Origin of the sequence: Lentzea roselyniae (assembly GCF_039537795.1) — a bacterium.
In the GTDB taxonomy this organism is placed as follows: Bacteria; Actinomycetota; Actinomycetes; order Mycobacteriales; family Pseudonocardiaceae; genus Lentzea; species Lentzea atacamensis.
Genome location: NZ_BAABBE010000019.1, coordinates 83,892 through 102,037 on the forward strand (window position 1 = coordinate 83,892; position 18,146 = coordinate 102,037).

At 69.4% G+C, this 18,146-nt stretch carries 16 protein-coding genes; 11 read left to right on the plus strand and 5 right to left on the minus strand.

Going from position 1 to position 18,146, the window contains the following annotated elements; genetic code table 11:
- The first annotated feature begins 41 nt into the window (after positions 1 to 41).
- Positions 42 to 1,244: a hypothetical protein gene (locus tag ABFX45_RS30140; protein ID WP_346133553.1), complete on the plus strand. Its 1,203-nt coding sequence runs from the start codon at positions 42 to 44 to the stop codon at positions 1,242 to 1,244.
- Here ABFX45_RS30140 and ilvA read toward each other — a convergent pair whose 3' ends face one another.
- A complete protein-coding gene (gene ilvA, locus ABFX45_RS30145; RefSeq protein WP_346133555.1) occupies positions 1,245 to 2,480 on the minus strand; it encodes a threonine ammonia-lyase IlvA in 1,236 nt (411 codons plus the stop codon). It abuts the gene before it with no gap.
- Between the two features lie 68 nt (positions 2,481 to 2,548).
- On the opposite strand from ilvA, the gene ABFX45_RS30150 reads away from it, so the two are divergent.
- Complete coding sequence (locus ABFX45_RS30150) at positions 2,549 to 3,409, plus strand: lytic polysaccharide monooxygenase auxiliary activity family 9 protein (protein WP_346133557.1); 861 nt, start codon at positions 2,549 to 2,551, stop codon at positions 3,407 to 3,409.
- Positions 3,410 to 3,493: 84 nt separating this feature from the next.
- Positions 3,494 to 4,726 carry a ThuA domain-containing protein gene (locus ABFX45_RS30155; RefSeq protein ID WP_346133559.1) on the plus strand — a complete coding sequence of 411 codons (1,233 nt, stop codon included), beginning with the start codon at positions 3,494 to 3,496 and terminating at the stop codon, positions 4,724 to 4,726.
- Here the strand turns inward: ABFX45_RS30155 and ABFX45_RS30160 are convergent.
- A complete protein-coding gene (locus tag ABFX45_RS30160; protein ID WP_109638603.1) occupies positions 4,723 to 5,112 on the minus strand; it encodes a hypothetical protein in 390 nt (129 codons plus the stop codon). The genes ABFX45_RS30155 and ABFX45_RS30160 overlap by 4 nt on opposite strands.
- Positions 5,113 to 5,260: 148 nt before the next feature.
- Here ABFX45_RS30160 and ABFX45_RS30165 point away from each other — a divergent pair, with 148 nt between their 5' ends.
- The 6 genes from ABFX45_RS30165 (at position 5,261) to ABFX45_RS30190 (ending at position 9,411) form a co-directional block, all read left to right on the plus strand.
- Positions 5,261 to 5,698, plus strand: coding sequence for a helix-turn-helix domain-containing protein (locus ABFX45_RS30165; protein ID WP_109638602.1), 438 nt, complete (start codon positions 5,261 to 5,263; stop codon positions 5,696 to 5,698).
- Positions 5,699 to 5,701: 3 nt separating this feature from the next.
- On the plus strand, positions 5,702 to 6,214 hold the full coding sequence (locus ABFX45_RS30170; RefSeq protein ID WP_109638601.1) for an ImmA/IrrE family metallo-endopeptidase: 513 nt from the start codon (positions 5,702 to 5,704) through the stop codon (positions 6,212 to 6,214).
- 1 nt (position 6,215) lies between these two features.
- Entirely contained in the window at positions 6,216 to 7,325 is a 1,110-nt protein-coding gene (locus tag ABFX45_RS30175) for an MAB_1171c family putative transporter (protein ID WP_346133562.1), read from the plus strand.
- A gap of 16 nt (positions 7,326 to 7,341) precedes the next feature.
- A complete protein-coding gene (locus tag ABFX45_RS30180; protein ID WP_112228279.1) occupies positions 7,342 to 8,406 on the plus strand; it encodes an ATP-dependent DNA ligase in 1,065 nt (354 codons plus the stop codon).
- Positions 8,403 to 9,008 (plus strand): YigZ family protein, encoded by a 606-nt coding sequence (locus ABFX45_RS30185; RefSeq protein WP_109638599.1) that lies wholly within the window; start codon positions 8,403 to 8,405, stop codon positions 9,006 to 9,008. Before ABFX45_RS30180 ends, ABFX45_RS30185 begins: the two co-directional genes overlap by 4 nt.
- Before the next feature lie 109 nt (positions 9,009 to 9,117).
- Positions 9,118 to 9,411 (plus strand): WD40 repeat domain-containing protein, encoded by a 294-nt coding sequence (locus tag ABFX45_RS30190; RefSeq protein ID WP_109638598.1) that lies wholly within the window; start codon positions 9,118 to 9,120, stop codon positions 9,409 to 9,411.
- A 12-nt stretch (positions 9,412 to 9,423) separates the two neighbouring features.
- Here the strand turns inward: ABFX45_RS30190 and ABFX45_RS30195 are convergent, their stop codons facing one another.
- Entirely contained in the window at positions 9,424 to 12,021 is a 2,598-nt protein-coding gene (locus ABFX45_RS30195) for a glycoside hydrolase family 3 protein (RefSeq protein ID WP_346133565.1), read from the minus strand.
- Between the two features lie 528 nt (positions 12,022 to 12,549).
- Complete coding sequence (locus ABFX45_RS30200; protein WP_109638596.1) at positions 12,550 to 14,196, minus strand: glutamate--tRNA ligase; 1,647 nt, start codon at positions 14,194 to 14,196, stop codon at positions 12,550 to 12,552.
- Positions 14,197 to 14,273: 77 nt separating this feature from the next.
- On the opposite strand from ABFX45_RS30200, the gene ABFX45_RS30205 reads away from it, so the two are divergent.
- The gene (locus ABFX45_RS30205) at positions 14,274 to 15,455 is read left to right on the plus strand and encodes a zinc-dependent alcohol dehydrogenase (RefSeq protein WP_346133567.1); all 1,182 of its coding nucleotides are present in this window, start codon (positions 14,274 to 14,276) and stop codon (positions 15,453 to 15,455) included.
- A gap of 19 nt (positions 15,456 to 15,474) precedes the next feature.
- Complete coding sequence (locus ABFX45_RS30210) at positions 15,475 to 16,095, plus strand: L-threonylcarbamoyladenylate synthase (protein WP_109638594.1); 621 nt, start codon at positions 15,475 to 15,477, stop codon at positions 16,093 to 16,095.
- Between the two features lie 3 nt (positions 16,096 to 16,098).
- Here the strand turns inward: ABFX45_RS30210 and ABFX45_RS30215 are convergent, their stop codons facing one another.
- Positions 16,099 to 17,937, minus strand: coding sequence for a S8 family serine peptidase (locus ABFX45_RS30215; RefSeq protein ID WP_346133570.1), 1,839 nt, complete (start codon positions 17,935 to 17,937; stop codon positions 16,099 to 16,101).
- Positions 17,938 to 18,146: the final 209 nt, after the last annotated feature.

The window sequence follows — 18,146 nt, forward strand, 5'->3', positions numbered from 1 at the left end:
TGGAAAGATCGTCCCCGACGTCTGGGGGGACGATGACGAAGATGCATTCGCTGGCAGGGGTGGAGCTGGGGCCGGAGTTCCACGCGATGGTGGACGCGATCGCCGAGCCGCTGCCCGTACCGCGGTACTCGCGGTTCCCGGTGCTGCTCGACGACCTGCCGCACTTCTCCGCGCGGCTGGACCTGGTGCGGCTGGCCGTGATCGTGGCGCTGGAGCGGACAGCGGACAGCGTCCAGGTCGTCCCGGCGGCCGGCCGCGAACGGAGCTCGCTGGGCTACGACTGGCTGATCTGCGGAGAACGCCCATCCGCCGAGCGCACGGTGACTCTGGCCGAGGGCGGCGACGGGCGGGTGCGCGTCACGGTGGACGGCACGCTGATCCACGTCGAGCCACCGTCCGAACAGGAGTCGCGGCGGCTGCTGGAATCCGGGGCGCGGGGCACGTCGCTGCGGTTCCCGATCTTCCCGAGCGCGGGTCCGTCGCTGGTCGCCCGAGGTGACGGGCCGGACGAGCTGGTGCTGTGGCGGTGCGGACTGCCCGCCGCGAGATTCCGGCTGCCCGGTCCGGTGCTGGCCGCGATCTACGTGTCCGAGACGAGCTTCGAGATGCTGGTCGCGTTGATCGAGGTCGATGGCGAGCTGGTCGTGCACATCGAGGGCGACCAGGACACGTACCTGCGGAAGCTGCGCGTGCCGATCGACTTCAGCGCCCGCGACGAGGCCGCGCACGACCTGTCGCCGCTGTACCTCCACATGGAGGAGTTCTGGCAGTTCGGCGTCTACTTCCGCCGCGCCGGACAGTGGTGGACACTGCGCTGCGCCGGCGTCCACATCGTCCTGGAACCGTCGAACGCAGCACTGCACCAGCCCGAGTCCACCCCCTTCCAGACCAGGCTCGACGGTGCCGGCCAGGTGCTGTTCGGGCCCGGCAACTGGACCGCCGGACTGCGCGCGGCCGGGTGGACGGTGTGGGGGCCGGGTCTGGACGACACGGTCATCCCAGTGCCGTCCGGCGCGTACGTGCTGGGCCTGACGAAGGTCGCGAACCGGCCGGCGCTGCTGACCCGCGAGGGCGGCACCGTCCGGGTGCGGCTGGAGAAGGAGTCGCGCACAGTCGTGGAATTCGCCACACCGGTGGTGCGGCACCACCACCTGCCGTGGATCGCGGTGCAGCGCTCGGCTCACCTCGTCGAGGTGCTGGACGTCGCGACCGGCGCGGTGCTGCACCGCCTCGGCACGGCCTGATCAGATCAGGAAGCGGTACGCGGTGGTGCCCGGTGCCACGTGCTGGATCTTGAGCGGGGACTCCTTCATCCGGGCCCACAGCAGGTCGTAGTCCTCGCGGCGGCCCAGCTCGATGCACACCAGTGCGGCACCGGTCTCCCGGTTGTCGCGCTTGATGTACTCGAACTGCACGATGTCGTCGTCCTTGCCGAGCACCTCGTCGAGGAACCGCCGCAGCGCGCCCGGCTCCTGGGGGAACTCCACCAGGAAGTAGTGCTTGAGGCCGCGGTGGACCATCGACCGCTCGACGACCTCGGCGTAGCGCGAGACGTCGTTGTTGCCGCCGGAGAGCAGGCAGACGACCGTCGAGTCCGGCGTCACCGAGATCTCCTCCAGCAACGCCGCCGAGGCCAGCGCGCCCGCGGGTTCAGCGATGATGCCGTCGATCTGGTACAGCTCCAGCATCTCCGTGCAGACCGCGCCCTCGGCCACGGTGAGCAGCTCGGCACCGCTGTCGCGCACCATCGGGAACGTCACGTCGCCCGCCCTGCGCACCGCGGCGCCGTCGACGAACGTGTCCACCTCGGGCAACGTCACCGGGTGTCCGGCCTGGACGGCGGCGATCATGCTCGCCGCACCCGCGGGCTCCACGCCGATGACGCGGGTGCGCGGGAAGCGCTCCTTGAACCACGTGCCGACGCCGGACAGCAGCCCGCCACCGCCGACCGGCACCACGACCACGTCGGGCGCGCCGCCGAGCTGCTGGACGATCTCCAGGCCGACGGTGCCCTGGCCCGCGACGGTGCGGCGGTCGTCGAACGCCGGGACCAGGGTCGCGCCCGTGGTCTGCGCGTACTCCTTCGCGAGCGCGGCCGCGTCGTCGTAGGTGTCGCCGTCCACGACCAGGCGCACCATGCCCTGGCCCAGGGCGGAGATGCGGTCGCGCTTCTGGCGCGGGGTGGTGCGGGGAACGTGCACGCGGCCCTCGATGCCGAGCCGGCGGCACGCGTAGGCCATGCCCTGGCCGTGGTTGCCCGCCGACGCGCACACCGCGCCACCGAACGCGAACTCAGTCTGGCACAGCAGGTTGAACGCGCCGCGCAGCTTGTAGGAGCGGCCGACCTGAAGGTCCTCGCGCTTGAACCACACCCGCGCGCCGGTCCTCTCGGACAGCCGCTGGTTCACCTCGAGCGGTGTGGTGCGGGCGACACCACCGAGCCGGGCTGCGGCCGCGGACACCTCATCAGCGAAGGACATGGCACTACATCTTCCGTGAACGACTCGGGTCTGGCACGCGTACCCCTAGAAAGACAGGGGAGGTGCTCGTGTTTCGCCTTGTGGGCGTTCTGACGCTGCTCATGATGGTCTCCGCGGTTCCCGCGCACGCCCATGGCGCGCCGACCGACCCCGCGAGCAGGGCTTTCCTGTGCTCGCCGGGTCAGACCACAGCATCATCCTCGCCCTGCCGCAGTGCCGTTCAGGCGGGGTTGCCGTCCACGGAGTGGGACAACATCCGGCTGGCGAACGTGGCGGGGCGCGACCAGGCGAGGGTGCCGGACGGCAAGCTGTGCAGCGCCGGGATCCCGAAGTACGCCGGGCTCGACCTGCCCTCCGCCGAGTGGCCGGCGACGAGGCTCAGGAGCACCGCCTTCACCTACCGGGCGACGATCCCGCACCAGGGCTCGTTCCGGTTCTACGTGACGCGCGACGGCTACTCACCGGCCCGGCCGCTGCGGTGGGCGGACCTGGAGCAGTTCCTCACCGTCCCCACTCCTCCGCTGGTCAACGGCTCCTACGAGTTCAAGGTCCAGCTCCCGAAGCGGACCGGCCGGCACCTGATCTACACGGTCTGGCAGAACACCGACACTCCGGACACGTACTACTCGTGCACGGACGTCGAGATCGCCGCACCGGCACCGGCACCCGCCCCCGCCCCCGCGCCGGCGCCCGCTCCGGCGCCTCAAGCCAAGCCGGTTCCACCCGCCGCGGCGACGCCGGTGACGCCGTCCAGCTCAGCCGCGCCCTCCACGCCGAAGTCGAGCACCCCGCGACCCGTTCCTGTTGCGTCGAGCGCCGAACAGCCTCCTTCCAGCGCCACGAGGTTCGGCATGTCCGCCGTGGTGGCGGCGCTCGGCGGCCTGGCCGTGCTGGGCGGGTTCCTGTTGTGGCGCAAAAGAATTCTGTGAACGTCCCGGTACCCACGAGGTCTAGACCATCCCTACGATGATCTTCGGGCGCGCAACCCCCGTGATGTGAAGGTGTGTGCCCGCATGGCTCGAAAACTGTTGGCATTGCTGGCGATGCTCGCCGCAACCCTCGTCCCGGTCACCACGACGAGCACGGCACACGCCGCGCCGTTCAAGGTGCTCGGCTTCTACTCGGGCACCCACGACCCGGCCCACATCGCCTTCGTCAAGGAAGCGAACCCGTGGCTCACCCGTGCCGGGCAGGAGAACGGGTTCACCTACGAGGCCACGAACGACTGGAACCGGCTGAACACCCTCACGCCGGCGCAGGCCCAGGTGGTGGTCTTCCTCGACAACCTGCCGAGCGGCACGCAGCGCGCCGGGTTCCAGCGGTACGTGGAGGCGGGCGGCGCGTGGTTCGGCTTCCACGTCTCGGCGTTCACGCAGAACGCGGCCGAGTGGAACTGGTACCACAACACGTTTCTGGGCAAGGGGAACTTCGTCAACAACACCTGGGAGCCGACGACCGCGGTGCTGAAGGTCGAGACCCGCACCCACCCGTCGACCCTGCGCCTGCCGGAGAGGTTCACCTCGTCGGTCAGCGAGTGGTACAGCTGGTCGCGTGACCTGCGCCAGAACCCGGACATCCAGGTGCTGGCGAGCGTCGACCCGTCGAGCTTCCCGCTCGGCACCGACCCGAACCAGCAGTGGCGCAGCGGGTACTACCCGATCATGTGGACGAACAAGAACTTCAAGATGATCTACGCCAACTTCGGCCACAACGCGATGGACTACCAGAACAACATCCCGAAGTCGTCCACGTTCGCGAGCGCCACCCAGAACAACTTCCTCATCGACAGCCTCCTCTGGCTGGGCGGTGGCGGCAGCCCGCAACCGCAGCCCGAGTGGAAGACGGTCGTCAACAAGGCCAACGCCAAGTGCGTCGACGCCCGCGCCGCGGGCCTCGCGAACGGCACGGTCGTCCAGCAGTACACGTGCAACTCGACCACCGCGCAGAACTTCCGCGCGGTGGCCACCAGCGACGGCTACTCCCGCATCGAATACCGCAACGACGCCACGAAGGTCCTCGACGTGAGCAACGTGTCCACTTCGGACGGTGCGGGCATCCACCTGTGGACCTACGGCGGCGGCTCCAACCAGCAGTGGCGCGTCACGACCGGCGCGGACGGCTACTCGACGCTGACCGCGCGGCACTCGGGCAAGTGCCTTTCCGCGCCGCCCGGCAGCACCGACGGCGTGCAGCTGGTCCAGGCTGCGTGCGACGGGTCGGCGGCGCAGAGCTTCAAGCTGGGTTAGCCGGGTCGTGACTGGTTCTGGTCGTCGGAGCGGCCGGAACCACTCACGACCACCCGCTCCCCCGGTACCGGACCGCCGGAGCCCGAACTGGCCAGGAACCCGTACATGTCGTTGAGCTGGTGCAGCGCGGACACCGCGTCCCGCCACACCGGGCAGGGCCACGGGCGGTGCCGCCCGTACCAGGTGCGGCACGACCTGCACCGGTGCCGCTCGTTCGGCTCGTGCACCCGCAGCAGCCCGCGCCACCACGGCAGCGCGGCGCGCAGCTGTTCGCGCAGCTCGAACACCTCGTCCGGCGAGTCCGCCCGCGCGAGCTGGTCCATGGTCTTGTAGACGACATCGATCACCGTCCGGTGAAAGGAGGCCTGTCGCTCTGCGAGCGCCATGTCCGAACTCCTCCTCACCGCAGTTGAGACAGGATCGCCAGGAGTCTATGTTGACCAGAGGCGGGGTTTCAACTGGCGAAAATCCCGTCACCCAGATAGCCCTTTCCATGGGTGGAAACGTTCACTGCGCGCAACGGGGGGAGCCGGCATGGCGGGGGAACGGTCCCTGGCGGACAAGCTCAACCACCTCTTCGCCCTGCACACCGCCCGCTCCGGCCAGGAGTACAGCAACGAGCAGGTCGCGGCGGCGATCGCGGACACCGGCGTGACGATCTCCCAGAGCTACATCTGGCAGCTGCGCAAGGGCAAGAAGGACAACCCGACGTTCAAGCACCTGCAGGCACTGGCGGGGTTCTTCGGCGTGCCCGTGAGCTACTTCTTCGACGACGAGGTCACCGACCGCGTCGACGAGCAGCTGAAGTCGTTGCAGGACGAGCAGACCCGGCTCCACCAGATCGCCTCCGGCAGCGACGCGCAGCTCATGGCCATGCGCGCGGGCGAGCTGTCGCCGGACCGCCGCCGCCTCGTCATGGAGCTGCTGGACGTCGTCTACCGGCAGGAACAGGCCGAGCGCGGCGAAGGATGACTCGTGGCCGAACGAGAGTTGCGCAGGCGGTGCCGCCGCTTGCTGAACGAGCTGGACATCCAGCCGCCCCTGGACGTCGAGGAGCTCTGCCGCCGCGTCGGTGACCAGCGCGGCAGACCCATCAGGCTCATCGCGCACCCGATCCCGGTGCCCGGCCCGTTCGGCGTCTGGATCGCCACCGCCGAGGCCGACTACATCCTGTACCAGCGGGAGACGTCGAAGGCGCACCAGAACCACATCATCCTGCACGAGCTCGGGCATCTCCTGGCCGGTCACACCAGCGACGAGCAGGACGACGACCTGCTCGCGGGCCTCTACCCCGACCTCGAACCGGACGCCGTGCGCCGGGCGTTGCGGCGCACCTCGTACGACACCGCGCACGAGCGTGAGGCCGAGACGGTCGCGACGATCATCCTCGAGTGGGCGTCGGTGCTGGACAAGGTCGCGCCGCGCGCCTCAGAAGGCCCGGCGCGGCGCATGGCCTCCTCGCTCGCGGACCGCCTGGGGTGGCTCTGACGTGGAGTACCTGAAGGAAACGCAGGGCATCGTCGCCCTGAGCTGCTTCGCGATCATGCTCTACCTGCTGGCCCGCCGCCCGCACGACCCGCGCCTGCGCAGCGTCACGGGCCTGGTCGCGGGCTGGGCGATCGGGCACCCGTTCGGCAGGGCTGCGGCGGACGGCAGGTGGTTCCTCGGGCTCGACCCGATGGTCTGCCAGCTGATCCAGCACTCGATGCTGCAGATCGGCGTCTACAGCCTGATCTGCTTCTTCATCTTCTCCGCCCTGGACGACGCGCGAGCGCGCAGACAGGCGTTGCTCCAGCTCGCGCCCCTGGTCCTGGGCATCGCGGTCATGACGTGGGCGGTGCTGGCGATCCCGGACGACCTGCGGGTCGCGGCCGCGCGCGTGCCGAACTCGCTGGGCGGCGGCCCGACCGGCGTCCTCGCGATCACGGTGTTCTACGCGCTGGGCAACGGTTACCTGCTCTACGGGTTCGCGGCGATGTTCGTCTGGGCACGCCGCTACGCCCGCGGCGCCGAACCGCGGCTGCGCAGGGGCCTGCTGATCACCTCGACCGGGCTCGGGCTGCTGGTGCCGGCGGACGCGATCTTCGTGGCGTCGAACGTCTCCCGCTACTTCGGCGAGCCGCTCCCCCGCTGGCTGCTGACCACCGCCGTGTGGTTCCTGCTGCCCGGTGTGCTGTTGTGCTGCGTCGGTGTCGTCTACCCGATCGCCGCGATGCGGATCTCGGCGACGCGGCTGTGGCTGCGGCACCTGCGCGCCTACCACCAGCTCGCTCCACTGTGGACGCTCCTGCACCAGTCGTTCCCCGAGGACGCGCTTCACCGGGTGCCGTCGAAGCGCGACACGTTCTCGCTGCGCGGGGTGCACCGGCGCTACTACCGGCGGGTGATCGAGTGCCGGGACGGGCTGGTGCGGATCAGCCCGTACGTCGCCGAGGTGCCGGAGGAGCTGCCGCTCGCCGAGCGCCTGCGGGCCGGGCTGGAGACGCGGAGGTCCGGCGCGGTGACGATGCGGCGCCCGGTCACGCTGGCCGTCCCGGACGGTGACGGCCTGGACGCCGACGTGCGGGAGCTCGAAAAGCTCGCGGTGGCTCTCCGCTGAGCTTATGGTCACGGGCGTGGACCTGCCCGTGATGCCGCCGGTGAAGCCGATGCTCGCGAAGTCCGTGCCCGAGCTGCCGCGCGGGGACGGCCTCGCGTACGAGCCGAAGTGGGACGGCTTCCGCTGCATCGTGTTCCGCGACGGCGACGAGGTGGAACTGGGCTCGCGCAACGACAAGCCGCTCACCCGCTACTTCCCCGAGGTCGTCGAGCTGCTGAAGGAGGCGCTGCCGCCGCGGTGCGTGGTGGACGGCGAGATCGTGCTGGTCACGCCGGACGGGCTGAGCTTCGACACCCTCCAGCTCCGGCTGCACCCGGCCGCGTCGCGCGTCCGCAAGCTGGCCCTCGAGACCCCGGCGAGCTTCGTGGCGTTCGACCTGCTGGCGTGCGGCGACTCCGACGTCACCGGCCTGTCGCTCGGTGAGCGCCGCGAGATGCTGGAGCAGATCGTCACCGAGGTCCCCGGCATCTACCTGACTCCGTCCACGACGGACCCCGGCGTGGCGCAGGACTGGTTCACCCGGTTCGAGGGCGCGGGCTTCGACGGCGTGATGGTCAAGGCGGTGGACGGCGTCTACGAGCCGGACAAGCGCGTGATGTGGAAGGTGAAGCACGAGCGCACTGCCGACTGCGTGGTCGCGGGCTACCGGTTGCACAAGGACGGCGAGACGGTCGGATCGCTGGTGCTCGGGCTCTACCAGGACGGTGAGCTGCGCAACGTGGGCGTGGCGAGCAGCTTCACCGCGGCCAGGCGCCGGGAGCTGGTCGAGGAGCTCGAACCGTTGCGCGACCCCGCCGAACACCCGTGGGCCGCGTGGGCGACCTACGAGGGGCCCGGCATGAACAGCCGGTGGAACCCCGGCAAGCAGCTCCAGGTCGTGCTGCTCGATCCGTCGCGGGTGGCGGAGGTGCGGTACGAGCACGTGCAGGGCGGCCGGTTCCGGCACACCGCGCGGCTGGTGCGGTTCCGGCCGGACAAGGAGCCGGGGCAGTGCACGTTCGAGCAGCTGGAGGAAGTGCCGCCGGCCGAGTTGGACGCCCTGTTCGGCGAAGCCGAGAGGCGGCGGACAATCGAGCTGTGAAGGTGATCAGGCGGGACGGCACGCACGAGATCGAGATCCAGCGGTCGCGGTTCCTGTGCCACGTCGCCCGCGTCGCCTCCGAGCAGGAGGCGGCGGAGTTCTTCGCGCGGATCCGCAAGGAGCACTGGCAGGCCACGCACAACTGCACGGCGTTCCGGACGCGCGACACGCAACGCTCCTCCGACGACGGCGAACCCGCGGGCACGGCCGGCGTGCCGATGCTGGAGGTGCTGACGCGCCGGGACCTCGTCGACACCGCGGTCGTCGTCACCCGCTACTACGGCGGCATCAAGCTCGGCGCGGGAGGCCTGGTCCGTGCCTACGGGCGGGCCGTGTCGGAGGCGATCGACGCGCTGGGCACGCTCACCCGTGAGCGCCACGAGACCGTCCTGCTCGCCGTGGACCACGACCAGGCGGGCAAGCTGGAGAACGCGTTGCGCGCCGCCGGCCACCACGTCGCGGACACCGAGTACGGCCACGACGTCACCTTCACCGTCCTGACGAAGGAGCCGGAGGCGTTCGAGGTCTGGCTCGCCGCGCAGACCGGCGGTGCGGTGACCGCGATCAGGGGCGAGCCGGTCGATCTCGACGTCGCCGGCTAGCGCCGGCGGCGCCCCACCCCGAGAGAGGCGCGCCCGCGACGGTCCTGACCACGTCTTCGGGTCCGGCGGCGGGTCGTCGGGTTGCGGGTCTCACCGCGCGGACGGCCAGGTGCACGCGAGCAGCGGCTGGGACGGCACGGTGTGGCCGTGGCGGATGAGCGAGCGGCACACGCGGGAACCGATCGTGCGGATCGCCGACGCGAACGGCTTCGTGCGCGGCTCGGTGTTCAGCCCGGACGGCACCTACACCGCGTCCGGGGGCAACGACACGACGATCCGCCTGTGGGACGTCGGTCTCGACCGGACGATCGCGCGGTTGTGCGCACGCGAGCCCGGCCGGATGACCCCGCAGCAGTGGGAGGAGCACTACCTGGACGTGCCCTACCGGCAGTTCTGCCGGTAGGGCACTTTCGGGCTACGTGCAGGGAAGAACGTCCGGATCAGCGCCCGCCTTGGGCACCCACCGCACGTTGGCGAACGACGCCTGGAACGCGCCGTCGGTGTAGACCAGGAACGGCGTGTTGACGTTCTCCAGATCCAGTCCCTTGTCGGCGAAGCAGTTGACCGAGAGCTTCACGGTCGACTTCTGCCCGATCGGGAGGCCGCGGAACGCGTTCGTCGCGTCGAACTCACCCAGGCACGGGTACACGCAGTGCGCGCTGATGACCGTGCGGTTGGCCGGGGCCTGGTGCACGATCACGTCGAACACGATGGCCGCGTTGGCGTTGCCGTAGCTCCGCAGGTCGGTGCCCGCCGGGCTCTGCAGGTACACCTGGCCGGGGCCGGTGCCGGTCCACGTCGCCTTGAGCGCGTCCTGCTGGACGTTGACGTCGGACTGCACGACGTTGATCTCGGCGTGCGAGGCCTGGCCATCAGGTCCGATCTCGGTGCCGCCCCAGTTCTCCGGCGAGCCGATGTAGCTCTTGTACGGCGCGACGTCCGTGCGGTTGAAGATCTCCAGGTCCTCGGTCGCCGTGCCACCGCCACCGCCGGAGCAGGTGCCGCCGGGGCTCGTCTCGTCGAGCTTGCCGACGTTGCCGGTCTGCCAGTCACGCAGGCCGTAGCCGCGCTTGAACAGCGGGTCCTGGCTCGGGTCGTTGAGCGGCGTCTGGCAGGCGCTGCGCGGCCACGAGTAGGACAGCTTGCCGGTGAACCCGTTGTGGCGTCCACGGATCAGCAGGTCCGCGATACCCTGCCCCTCGGTGCCGGGGAGCCACGCGGCGACGAACGCGTCGGAGCGGTTGATCTCCTTGTTCATGTACATCGGGCGGCCGCCGACGTAGACGGTGACGACCGGCGTGCCCTTGCCGGACACCTTGTCCAGCACGGCGAGGTCCTGCGGGTACAGGCGCGCGGTCTCGAGCGTCCGCTTGCCGATGTCGCCCACGCCCTCCGCGTACGGCGTCTCACCGATGACGGCGATGACGGCGTCGAAGTTCTTCGGGTCGACGTTGTCCGCGGTCTCGGCGAACGTGACGTTGGCGGCGCCCAGGGTGTCCTGGATGCCCTTGAGGATGCTGGTGCCGTTGGGGAAGTCGGCGTTGGTGTTGCCGGTGCCCTGCCAGCTGAGCGTCCAGCCACCCGACTGGTTCCCGATGTTGTCCGCGCTCTTGCCGACCACGAGAACCTTGCTGCGCTTGGAGAGCGGCAGCACGCGCTCGTTGTTCTTCAGCAGCACCGCGGACTCCCGCACGGCCTTGCGCGCGAGTTCCTTGTGAAGCAGCGCTTCCTGCTCACCCGCGTGCTCCCGCTGCGAGGGCTTCGGCGCGTCGAACGTGCCGGCGCGCAGCTTGACGCGCAGGATGCGGGTCACCGCGTCGTCGATGCGGGCCATCGGGATCTCGCCGGACTCGACCTGGGCGATCGTGTTGGTGATGAACGCCTTCCAGTCGTTGGGAACCATGATGATGTCCATGCCGGCGTTGATCGCCTGCGGGCAGCTGGCGTTGGTGCAGCCGGTGACCTGCCCGATGCCGTTCCAGTCGGAGACGAGCAGGCCGTCGAAGCCCATCTTCTCCTTGAGGATGCCGGTCTGCACGTACTTGCTGCCGTGCACCTTGCCTTCGTTGATGACGTCGTTCGTCCAGCTGTTGAACGAGATCATCACCGTCTGCGCACCAGCGGCCAGCGCCCCGTAGTAGCCCTGCCCGTGGATGTTGATCATTTCCTGCTCGGTGGAGGGGTTGACCCCCTGGTCCTTGCCACCGGTCGTGCCACCGTCACCGATGAAGTGCTTGGCGGTGGCGATCACACCGTCCTCGCCGATGCGCTTCCTCGCGTTGTCCTGCAAGCCCTTGACGGCCTCGAACCCGTAGGCGCGCGTGATCCGCGGGTCCTCCGAGAACCCTTCGTACGTCCGCCCCCACCGGTCGTCGCGCACCACGGCGAGCGTGGGCGCGAACGCCCAGTCCTGCCCGGTGGCCCGAATCTGCTCGGCCGTGGCTTCACTGATGTCGCGGACGAGGCACGGGTCGTGCGCGGCACCGAGCCCGATGTTGTGCGGGAAGACCGTTGCGCCGTAGACGTTGTTGTTGCCGTGCACCGCGTCGATGCCCCAGATGACGGGAATCTTGGTGCGCGTCTGCTTCGACGCCTCCCAGTAGGCGTCGGCGAGCTTCAGCCAGTCCTGCGGCGTGGCCTTCTTGTTGCCGCCGGGCCAGCTGCCACCACCGTTGAGGACGGAGCCGAACCCGTAGGTCGTGACGTCCTGCGGCGTGATCGCGGCGATCTCGGGCTGCGTCATCTGGCCGACCTTCTCGGCCAGCGTCATGTCCTTCAGGATCGCCTTGATCCTGGCCTCGTCCCTGCGGTCGCCCTTGAGCTGGCTCTCGATCTTGGGCCAGTCCTTGAGGGTCGGCAGTGACTTCTCGATGCGGGCACACCCGTGCTCGGTCCTGGGCTGCCCGATGACCGGTTGTTTCGGCCCGTGCGCTTCCGGCGCGGCAACAGCCGCTGTCGCGCTGGCGGCGAGCGTCAGCCCCAGCACTGCGGCGAGAGTGCTTCTCCAATGCATGCCGCAGATCCTCAACGGCGTGTTACGTCCACGTCAATGGGAACGCTCTCATGAGTTTTTTCCGGAACTCTCGGAAGGGAGTTCCCAAAGCGGTCTCGGCCCCTGAACGGGGCCTCGTCCGGGCATCGCAGGCGCCTGGTCCGGTCGTCGTACGAGTGTGGGGGACGGTCGTCCGGATGGGTGGCTCGGGTGGGCGGCCGGGCGGCGGCTGGTCGGGTGGTCGCGTGGTTCGGGTCGCGGTCGCGGCTGACGGTTGACACCGCGCGGGGCTGGTTGTTTTAGCTGGGTTTTAGCTCCAGCCGAGGGTTCCGGGCCGTCCGTCGCCTCGCCTTGCGTGGGTGGGGGCGCGTGGGCCGGTACGGCAGCACGTCGCACCCAAAGTCAAGCCCAACCGCTGTGCAGCACCCTGTCCGCCAGCCAGCTCTCTTCCGTCACGGCGGGAGTATGTGCGCTGCAACGGCGGATCGTCGCCGGAACATACGAACGGCCCCTGGCTCCTCAAAGGAACCAGGGGCCGATTCGAGGGGACTAACCGGCCAGGGCGCGCACCCGGCGCAGCACCTCGTCCTTGCCCAGCGTGCGCGCGATGGCGTGCAGGTCCGGGCTGCGGTTCGAGCCGGTGAGGGCGACGCGGATCAGCTGCGCCGCCTCCTTGATCGAGCCGGGGTAGGCGTCCGGGTTCTTCTTGAACTCCTTGGGGTTCGGCGCGAAGCCGTGCTTGCCCGCGAGCTCGCGGATCTGGCCGAACCACTCCTGGCCGTCTTCGAGGTCCGCGTAGCCGTCGGCGAAGTCGGCGGCGAACGCGGAGATCAGCTCGGGCGACAGGCCGCCCAGCCGCTCGTCGGTGCGGTCGGTCACCAGCTCGAACAGCGACGGGAAGAAGAACCCGTAGGCCGTGCGGAAGTCCGACCACTTGCGGAGGTCCTTGCGCGGGTTCGCGACCTCCGGGCCGCGCTCGACCTGCAGGGCGGCGAGGGCGGCGTCGCGCTCGTCGGACAGCACGGACACGAGCGCCGGGTCGTAGGTCGACGCCCACGCCGAGACGCGTTCGATGATCTCGGGACCGGACAGGGTGGCCACGTGGTCGGCGGCGATGTCCTCGAGCTTCACCAGGTCGACCAGCGGACCGGCGACACCGCACTCGGACAGCGAGATCGGCGCCTCCAGGGCCTCGGACAGCGGCAGGTCCGCCAAGCGGGCGTTCACCAGGCCACGCATGTAGAACTTCACGGCCTCGGCCGGGTAGCCCGCCTCGATGAAGTACTCGACGGACGCCTCGGGGTCCTTGCGCTTGGAGAGCTTGCGGCGGGAGCCGCCCTGCTGCTTCATCAGCGGCGCGATGTGGGCGTACTCGACGCGCTCGAAGCCCAGGGCGTCGAAGAGCTGCAGGTGGGTGGGGACGGAGGAGATCCACTCCTCGCCGCGGATCACCAGGTTCACGCGCATCAGGTGGTCGTCGACGGCGTGCGCGAAGTGGTACGTGGGCAGGCGCGGCGACTGGTCGGACGCCTTCAGGATCACGACGTCGTTGCGGTTGGCCTCGTGCTCCAGCTGGCCGCGGATCGCGTCGGTGAACGACGTGCGCTCCCCCGCCTTGCCCGGCGAGCGGAAGCGGACGACGTACGGGCGGCCGGCGTCGAGGGCCTCCTGCACTTCCTCGGCCGTCTTGTCACGCCAGATCGCCCAGCGGCCGTAGTAGCCGGTGGGGAGCTTGGTGGCCTGCTGGCGCGCGGTGATGTCCGCCAGCTCCTCCTTCGTGGCGAAGCAGAGGTACGCCTTGTCCTGACGCAGCAGCTCGCGCACGTAGGTCAGGTAGATCTGCTCGCGCTGCGACTGGTGGTACGGGCCGTACGAACCCACGGAGTCCGCCTCGTCGGGCTCGATGCCGAAGTAGGCGAACGCGCGGTTGAACTGGTCGACGGCGCCGGGGACCTCACGCGCCTGGTCGGTGTCCTCGACGCGCACGATGTAGGCGCCGCCGGACTGGGACGCGACGTCGCGGTCGATCATGCCGACGTACAGGCCGCCGATGTGCAGGAAGCCGGTCGGCGACGGGCCCAGGCGCGTGACCTTCGCGCCCTCCGGCAGCTGTCGCGGCGGGTACTGCTCCTCCCAGAAGGACGGCTCGGGCAGGTCCGAGGGGAACAGGGCGTCGACGACGGCACGGTCGAGCATCGCTGAGGGTCTCCAAAACCGGGGAAAGAAAGTCCCCCCAGGTTATCAACGTGCGGCGACGGGGAACGCCACTGGGCATGAAGGCAGTCACTTGGCACGGCAAACGCGACGTCCGGGTCGACAGCGTGCCCGACCCCGCGCTCAAGGAGCCCGAGGACGTCATCGTGAAGGTCACGTCCAGCGGTATCTGCGGGTCGGACCTGCACCTGTACGAGGTGCTGGGACCGTTCCTCACCGAGGGCGACATCCTCGGGCACGAGCCGATGGGCGTCGTCGAGGAGGTCGGCGCGGCGGTCACGCAGCTCAAACCCGGCGACCGGGTGGTGATCCCGTTCAACGTCTCGTGCAACAACTGCGTGATGTGCAACCAGGGGCTGCAGAGCCAGTGCGAGACCACACAGGTGCGCGAGCACGGGTCGGGCGCCGCGCTCTTCGGGTACACGAAGCTCTACGGCCAGGTTCCCGGCGGGCAGGCCGAGTACCTGAGGGTGCCGTTCGGCAACACGCTGCCGATCAAGGTTCCGGACGGGCCGCCGGACGACAGGTTCGTCTACCTGTCCGACGTGCTGCCGACCGCGTGGCAGGCCGTCGAGTACGCGAACGTCCGGGAAGGAAGCATCGTCGCCGTGCTGGGTCTCGGGCCCATCGGCGACATGGCCTGCCGCATCGCCCGGCACCGGGGAGCCAGGGTCATCGGCGTCGACCTCGTCCCGGAACGCCTCGCCCGCGCCAAGGCGCGCGGCACGGAGACGATCGACCTGCGCGGCGCCGGCAAGCGCCTCACCGAGGTCGTCAGGGACATCACCACCGGCCGAGGCCCGGACGCGGTGATCGACGCGGTCGGCATGGAGGCCCACGGCGCGCCGGCGGCCAAGATCGCCCAGCAGCTCACCGGGCTGCTGCCGGACGCGATGGCCCAGAAGTTCATGAAGGAAGCGGGCGTGGACCGTCTCAGGGCCCTCTACAGCGCGATCGACATGGTCCGGCGCGGCGGCACGATCTCGATCGTCGGTGTGTACGGCGGCATGGCCGACCCGCTGCCGATGCTGACCATGTTCGACAAGCAGCTGCAGCTGCGGATGGGTCAGGCCAACGTGTGGCGCTGGGTCCCGGACCTCCTGCCGCTGCTCACGGACTCCGATCCGCTGGGTGTGGACGACTTCGCCACGCACCGCCTGCCGCTCGATGACGCGCCCAAGGCGTACGAGACGTTCCAGAAGAAGGCCGACGGCATGGTCAAAGTGCTGCTCAAACCTTGATCGGCCTATCCTGCCCCGCATGGCCAAGTACCTCGACGTTCATCCGGTGAACCCGCAGAAGCGCGCCATCGACCAGGCTGTGCGGATCTTGCAGGAGGACGGCCTGATCGCGTACCCCACGGACTCCTGCTACGCGCTCGGCTGCCGTCTGGGCAACAAGGACGGCATCGACCGGATCCGCGAGATCCGCAAGCTGGACGACAAGCACCACTTCACGCTGATGTGCGAGAACTTCGCCCAGCTCGGCCAGTTCGTGGTGGTGGACAACGCGGTCTTCCGCGCGATCAAGGCCTCCACGCCGGGCAACTACACGTTCATCCTGCCTGCGACGAAGGAGGTGCCGCGCCGCATGATGCACGCGAAGAAGAAGACGGTGGGCGCGCGCATCCCGGACCACGTCGTGACGCAGGCGCTGCTCGAGGCGATGGGCGAGCCGCTGCTCACGTCCACGCTGCTGCTGCCCGACGAGGCGGAGCCGCTCGTGCAGGGCTGGGAGATCAAGGAACGGCTGGACCACCAGGTGGACGCGGTGCTCGACTCCGGGGAGTGCGGCACCACGCCCACCACGGTGGTGGACTTCTCCAGCGGCGAGGCCGAGATCATCCGCTACGGCGCGGGTGACCCGTCCCGGTTCGAGTAACCCCTACGACACGACCAGCGCGTAGTCGGCGTCGGTCGCGGCCGTCTCGACGTGACCGTCCACGTTGACGGCAGTCGCGATCACCTCGATCGTCCAGGTGCCCGCGGCGGTCGTCGAGAGCAGCACGTTCTCCACGGTGTCGACGGTGTTCGCGGCGCCACCCGACGTGGAGAAGTTGCCGGCCAGCAGACCGTTGTTGCCCCAGTAGACGGTGCCGCTGGGGGAGGTGACCTTCAACGTCAGGTCGTTGACGGTCGCCTTGGCCGCGGTCGGCGAACCGGCCGGGTCCGTGTACGCCAGCGTCGCGCGAAGCGGCGTCTGGCCGTTGGACGTGAAGGTGTACTTGCGCGACTGACCGGTCGTGAGGAGGTCGGTCTCGTTCACGAGCACCGGTAGCTTCCAGCCACCCGCACGCGCACGGTCGTACAGGTTGCGGACGGACGCGGTGCCCCACCCCTGGTGCGTGCGCGTCTGGTCATGCGCGGTACCGACGAACGTGTGCTGGTTGGCGGTGTTGATCAGCAACGCCTTCGCGGTCGCCGCGTGCGGGCGGGACGCGAACGCGTCACGTCCCTTGCCGGGACCGCCGTCGAACACGCCGTCCGCCCACATCTGGAACATCAGACCGGCGTTGCCGCAGGTGATCGGCGTGGCGCCGGAAGTGCCACCGAACGACGTGGTGTAGGCGGTGTCGTTGGTGGACGTCGTGGTGTCGATGCGGTCGTAGTAGTTCGAGAGCTCCGGCTTGATGCGGCCGTCGGCAGCGGGGCCGATCGACGCGCCGCCGTTCCACTTGTCGTCCCCGCGTCCGATGGTGTTGTAGTGGTAGTGGCCACCGACCGACAGCACGTTCTTCGCCCACGCCTGCGGGCGCGAGCTGCGGGTGCCCGCGTTGCTCTGCGACTGGCAGATCAGGATGTCGTGGTCGAAGACGATCCGGTCCATCTCCTGGGAGATCGAGTTGTACGACGTGGTGAGCGAGCTGCCCCAGCTGTTGCTCTGGAACACGGCCTTGTACTGGCCGGCCGGGTCGACGAGCTGCTTGGTGTGCGCGTACCGGTCGCCCGAGTTGTAGACCGCGAAGATGCCCTGCGCCTCGGGCAGCAGGCCGCGGTGCGCGGACGAGACGCCGGACGCGAAGATCTGCCCGTACGTCGAGGTGCCGTGCGAGGTGCTCGTCGAGTTGCCGGTGTGCATCAACGGCGGCCGGGCGCGGAACTCCTGGTGCGTGGTGCGCAGGCCGCCGTCCATCACCTCGCCCCGCACACCCCGGCCGCGGTATCCGCCCGCGGCCTCGATGTGGTTGGCACCGGACGACTCCCGCGAGATCGCCATGTCCGTCTCCGGCGCGGACACCGGGTCGATGGCGATCACGGCGGGCAGCTTCGCGAGCTGCGCCGCCTGACCGGCGTCCAGCGTCGCCATGATGTGCTCACGGCTCGCCGAGATCACGTTCACCTTGCCGCCCAGGGACTTCACCTTGGCCGCGACGGTCTGCTGGTCGCGCGCGTCCTGCTCGGCCAGCGTGATCAGGTAGTCCGCGGCGCCGCCCAGCGCCATGATCTGCGGCTGGGCCTGGAACGGGCGCACCTCGCGGACGTAGCTCAGCCGCGAGACGCGTGAGGTGCTCGTCATGCGGGCGACGTAGGTGCCGTCCTGCACGAACGCGCCGAGCCGCACGCCGAGGCCCTTGAGCTGGTGGCGCTGGGCGTCGTTCAGGGTCGTGCGGAACTGAAGCAGGTAAGCGCTCTCCGCCGGGGCAGCGACGGCGGGGACGCCGCTGATCAGCGCGAACGCGGATATGGCCGATAAAATTGTGCGCAGCACGAATCGAACCTCCACATCGGCAGGGTCGGCGGTGACCGGAGGGAGTCACCGCCCGTGACCAGCACGTTACCGTGAAGGGCCAGGTCAGAACATCAGTCGAACGGCGGTGATCATCTTGACGAGGGTGTAGAACAATCCCTTTGACCGCCGATATTCACGTTCACCCGGATGGTGCATCCGGAGTAACGTCGGAGCAGGTATGCCCGACATGCCCGGCAAAGCAT

Bases quoted from the DNA above. Each gene is read 5' to 3' on its own strand.
- ABFX45_RS30140 (WP_346133553.1), top strand. From the start codon at position 42: ATGCATTCGCTGGCAGGGGTGGAGCTGGGGCCGGAGTTCCACGCGATG.
- ilvA (WP_346133555.1), bottom strand. From the start codon at position 2,480: ATGTCCTTCGCTGATGAGGTGTCCGCGGCCGCAGCCCGGCTCGGTGGT.
- ABFX45_RS30155 (WP_346133559.1), top strand. From the start codon at position 3,494: ATGGCTCGAAAACTGTTGGCATTGCTGGCGATGCTCGCCGCAACCCTC.
- ABFX45_RS30160 (WP_109638603.1), bottom strand. From the start codon at position 5,112: ATGGCGCTCGCAGAGCGACAGGCCTCCTTTCACCGGACGGTGATCGAT.
- ABFX45_RS30165 (WP_109638602.1), top strand. From the start codon at position 5,261: ATGGCGGGGGAACGGTCCCTGGCGGACAAGCTCAACCACCTCTTCGCC.
- ABFX45_RS30195 (WP_346133565.1), bottom strand. From the start codon at position 12,021: ATGCATTGGAGAAGCACTCTCGCCGCAGTGCTGGGGCTGACGCTCGCC.
- ABFX45_RS30200 (WP_109638596.1), bottom strand. From the start codon at position 14,196: ATGCTCGACCGTGCCGTCGTCGACGCCCTGTTCCCCTCGGACCTGCCC.
- ABFX45_RS30205 (WP_346133567.1), top strand. From the start codon at position 14,274: ATGAAGGCAGTCACTTGGCACGGCAAACGCGACGTCCGGGTCGACAGC.
- ABFX45_RS30210 (WP_109638594.1), top strand. From the start codon at position 15,475: ATGGCCAAGTACCTCGACGTTCATCCGGTGAACCCGCAGAAGCGCGCC.